The 4251-nt window shown below is 65.7% G+C and carries 3 protein-coding genes; 1 reads left to right on the plus strand and 2 read right to left on the minus strand.

Translation table 11 applies throughout. The features are described 5' to 3' along the window. A partial coding sequence (locus DYI24_RS22175; protein WP_164573868.1) for an acetyl-CoA carboxylase biotin carboxylase subunit occupies positions 1-1486 on the minus strand: 1486 nt, incomplete at its 3' end. A gap of 153 nt (positions 1487-1639) precedes the next feature. Between DYI24_RS22175 and DYI24_RS22180 the strand changes: the two genes are divergently transcribed. Next, positions 1640-3490: an alkaline phosphatase family protein gene (locus tag DYI24_RS22180; protein WP_164573869.1), complete on the plus strand. Its 1851-nt coding sequence runs from the start codon at positions 1640-1642 to the stop codon at positions 3488-3490. Positions 3491-3526: 36 nt separating this feature from the next. Here DYI24_RS22180 and DYI24_RS22185 read toward each other — a convergent pair whose 3' ends face one another. Further along, on the minus strand, positions 3527-4102 hold the full coding sequence (locus tag DYI24_RS22185; protein ID WP_107345025.1) for a hypothetical protein: 576 nt from the start codon (positions 4100-4102) through the stop codon (positions 3527-3529). Positions 4103-4251 lie beyond the last annotated feature (149 nt).

Genomic DNA, 4251 nt, shown 5'->3' on the forward strand with positions numbered 1-4251 from the left:
GGATCACCGCGCGGCCGATCATCTGACCCGGGATCTTGCGCTTGCGCTCGCCAATCACCCGGTCGATCGCCGCACCGACCGCGGCGATGCGGCGGGCGACTTCGCCCTCCGGCACCCGCGGGTGGAAGCCCTGCGGGAATTCTTCAGCGATGAAGCCGGTCGACAGATTGCCCTCGCGCCAGCGCGGATGCGTCATCAGCGCCGACAGGAACGGAATGTTGTGGCGGATGCCATCGACGTAGAACGCGTCGAGCGCATGGGTCTGCGCCTCGATCGCCGCGGCGCGCGACGGCCCGTGCGTCACCAGCTTGGCGATCATCGGGTCGTAGAACATCGAGATCTCGCCGCCCTCCTGCACGCCGGTGTCGTTGCGCACCGTGATGCCGGAGGCTGCGCTCTCGGCCGGCGGGCGATACTTCACCAAGCGGCCGATCGACGGCAGGAAGTTGCGGAACGGATCTTCCGCATAGACGCGGGACTCGATCGCCCAGCCCTTCAGCGTGACGTCCTTCTGCGCCAGCGCCAGCTTCTCGCCGGCCGCCACGCGGATCATCTGCTCGACCAGGTCGATGCCGGTGACCATTTCGGTGACCGGATGTTCGACCTGCAGGCGGGTGTTCATTTCGAGGAAGTAGAAGCTCTTGTCCTGGCCGGCGACGAATTCGACGGTGCCGGCGGAGTCGTAGTTCACGGCCTTGGCCAGCGCGACCGCCTGCTCGCCCATCTTGCGGCGGGTGACTTCGTCGAGCAGCGGCGACGGCGCCTCTTCGATCACCTTCTGATTGCGGCGCTGGATCGAGCATTCACGCTCGCCGAGATAGATGACGTTGCCGTGCTTGTCACCGAGCACCTGGATTTCGATGTGGCGCGGATCGACGATGAACTTCTCGATGAAGACGCGGTCGTCGCCGAACGACGCCTTGGCCTCGGCCTTGGCGAGGTTGAAGCCTTCGGCGACTTCCGCCCGCGAGTGCGCGATGCGCATGCCCTTGCCGCCACCGCCGGCGGAGGCCTTGATCATCACCGGATAGCCGATCTCGTCGGCGATCTTCACGGCGTGCTTGTCGTCCTCGATCACGCCGAGGAAGCCAGGTACGGTCGAAACCTTGGCCTGCGCGGCGGCCTTCTTGGACTCGATCTTGTCGCCCATCGCGGCGATCGCGCCGGGGTTCGGGCCGATGAACACGATGCCGGCCTCAGCCAGCGCCTTAGCGAACGCCTCACGCTCGGACAGGAAGCCGTAGCCCGGATGCACCGCCTCGGCGCCGGTCTTCTTGCAGGCCTCGACGATCTTCTCGATCACCAGATAGCTCTCGGCCGCCGCCGGGGGGCCGATCAGCACCGCTTCATCGGCCATTTCGACGTGCAGCGCGTCGCGGTCCGCCTCGGAATAGACGGCGACCGTCTCGATACCCATACGACGCGCGGTCTTGATGACCCGGCAGGCGATCTCGCCGCGGTTGGCGATCAGAATTCGTTTGAACATGCTCTTTTTCTTGCAACCTTGGATGGTTCTGCTGTCCCGGGCGGGGCAGCGACGGGGCATTGCGGGTGTGCTTGTAACAATTCTGTCGCCGGGGAAAACTAGATATTGCGAAGGGGTCCCCAGCGTGGGCCCCAATCAACCCAAGGCCCTGTCATGCGCCGCACACTCGCCCTACTGTCCGCGGGCCTCTGCCTGCTGTCCGTCTCCACCGCTTTCGCCCAGAACACTCCGCCCCGCAACCTGATTCTGTTCATTCCCGACGGCCTGCGGGCGAAGTCCGTCAGCCCGGAGACCGCCCCGGCGATGGCCGCGCTCCGCGATCAGGGCGTCAATTTCAAGAATCCGCATTCGCTGTTTCCGACCTTCACCATGGCGAACGGCTCGGCGATGGCGACCGGGCATTATCTCGGCGACACCGGCACCTTCAGCAACACCATCTATACTGGCTACAGCGTTCCGCCGGCCGGTAATACCGTGGTTCCGTTCATCGAGAACGATGACGTCCTCGGCGACATCGATAATCATTTCGACGGCAATTACCTCAACGAGGAAAGCCTACTTAAGCTCGCCCGCGACAAGGGGCTGAGCACCGCGGCGATCGGCAAGCTCGGCCCGACCCTGCTGTTCGACCACACCGACCGGGCCGACAAGCCAGGTCCGCATTCGATCGTGATCGATGATGCGACCGGTTCGCCGAAGGGCGTGCCCCTGCCTGACGACTTCAAGGCCGAGCTCGACAAGCTCGGGCTGCCGCAGAAGCCACCGGCCCGCGGCGAGAACGCCAAGGCCGGCGACGCCAAGACGCCCGGCACGCTGGTCGCGAACGTCGTGCAGCAGGCCTATTTCGCCGACGTCGCCGCCAAGGCTGTGCTGCCGCTGTTCAAGCAGCGCGGCAAGCCTTTCGTGCTGGTGTTTTGGTCCCGCGATCCGGATGGAAGCCAGCACAATCAAGGCGATAGCCTGAACGAATTGACACCCGGCATTAACGGGCCGACTTCGCTGGCCGGAATCCGCAATGCAGACAACAACCTCGCGCAATTGCGCAAAGCTCTGGATGAGCTCGGGCTCTCCGCCTCGACCAACATCATCGTCTCGGCCGACCACGGCTTCTCGACGATCTCGAAGCAGAGCAAGACCTCGCCGTCTGCCAAGGCGAGCTACGACGACACCCCGGCCGGCTTCCTGCCGATGGGCTTCCTCGCCATCGATCTGGCGAAGGCGCTGAAGCTGCCGCTGTTCGATCCCAACAACGGCAACGCGCCGGTCGGCGACAACGCCCACCCCAAGGCCGGCAACGGCGTGCTCGGCAAGGATCCGGCCAAGCCGGATCTGGTCGTCGCCACCAATGGCGGCTCGGACCTGATCTACCTGCCGACCGGCGACAAGAAGCTCGCCGGCCGCACCATCCGGGCCCTGCTCGAGCAGGACTACGTCAGCGGGCTGTTCGTCGATGACTCGCTCGGCAGCTTCCCCGGCGCGCTGCCGCTGTCGGCGCTCAACCTGAAGGGCAAGGCCGCGACGCCGACGCCGACGATCGTGGTCAACTTCCGGTCCTACGCGTCCGGCTGCGCCGAGCCGACGCAGTGCTCGGTGCAGGTCGCCGACACCGTGCTGCGCCAGGGCCAGGGCATGCACGGCTCGTTCAGCCGCGGCGACACCATGAACTTCATGGCGGCGACCGGCCCGGACTTCAAAGCCGGCTTCGCCGACCCGCTGCCGGTGAGCAACGCCGACGTCGGGTTCACCGCGGCAAAGCTGATGGGGCTCGATCCGACCACCAAGGGCAAGCTGATCGGCCGGGTGATGACCGAGGCGATGCCGAACGGCGCCGTGCCGAAAGCCACGCAGGAGACGGTCCGCTCGAAATACGCCGCCAACGGGCTGCGCACCGTGCTGGCGATGCAGCGCGTCGGGGAGCAGCGTTACTTCGATGCCGCCGGTTTCCCGGGCCGCACCCTCGGCCTCGACGGCGAGACCTCCAAACAAAAAGCGGCGGGGAAATAACCCCGCCGCTTGCTTGCAGAACTTGGCTTCGGACGATCAGACGCCGAGATCGAAGATCTGCGGCACCTGGCTGATCAGCGGCAGCGTCGCGACGCCGACCAGCGTGGCGACCAGCCGCATCAGCGTGTGATTGCTGCGCCGGGTGCCGCGCATCTGGCGCGAGATCCACTCCAGGACTTCGGTATTGACGCCGACCGCCTGGGTCGGAGCCCAGGACTCGATCGCAACGTCCGGCGACAGCGCGACGCTGCGCGCCGGCACCGGCAGGCCGGAGGCGGCCGCGGCGTGATGGGCGACGGCCTTGGCGAACAGATCATCGAACCGGCCGCCATCGACACGCTCGGCGGCGGCATCGTTGATCTCGAACAGCGCTTCGGCCTCGGCCCGGCTGATCGGCTGATTGTCGACCGCGGACGCGGTCAGGATACCCATGCACCACGCGGTGTCGGCGGCGTCGAGGGTGCGGGAGAAATGCACCCGACCGCGGGTGGTCGGGCCTTCGCCGGTGATGATCCCATCCCGCACGACCCCGAGCGCTTGCGCGGCGGTATAACGATCCGAAACGTTGAGAGGGTCGATGCCGAACAGTTCGGCGGTGGCGACGGCAGTCATTGCTTTCACTCGTTTTTCTGGCTCTGGGCCAGCATTTCCACGCTGGCGTAAACGCTTGGTTAAGACTTCGCTCCTGCGCTCGATTCGATCGGAATTACCCACGATGTTTCGAAACAGGGTTGCCGATTTGTCGCAGCAGCGGTCTCGCC

This window comes from Rhodopseudomonas sp. BR0C11 (genome assembly GCF_010820945.1).
Lineage (GTDB): Bacteria > Pseudomonadota > Alphaproteobacteria > Rhizobiales > Xanthobacteraceae > Rhodopseudomonas > Rhodopseudomonas palustris_H.

Excerpts from the sequence above, each read along its gene's own strand:
- DYI24_RS22185 (WP_107345025.1), bottom strand. The coding sequence starts at position 4,102 with ATGACTGCCGTCGCCACCGCCGAACTGTTCGGCATCGACCCTCTCAAC.
- DYI24_RS22180 (WP_164573869.1), top strand. The coding sequence starts at position 1,640 with ATGCGCCGCACACTCGCCCTACTGTCCGCGGGCCTCTGCCTGCTGTCC.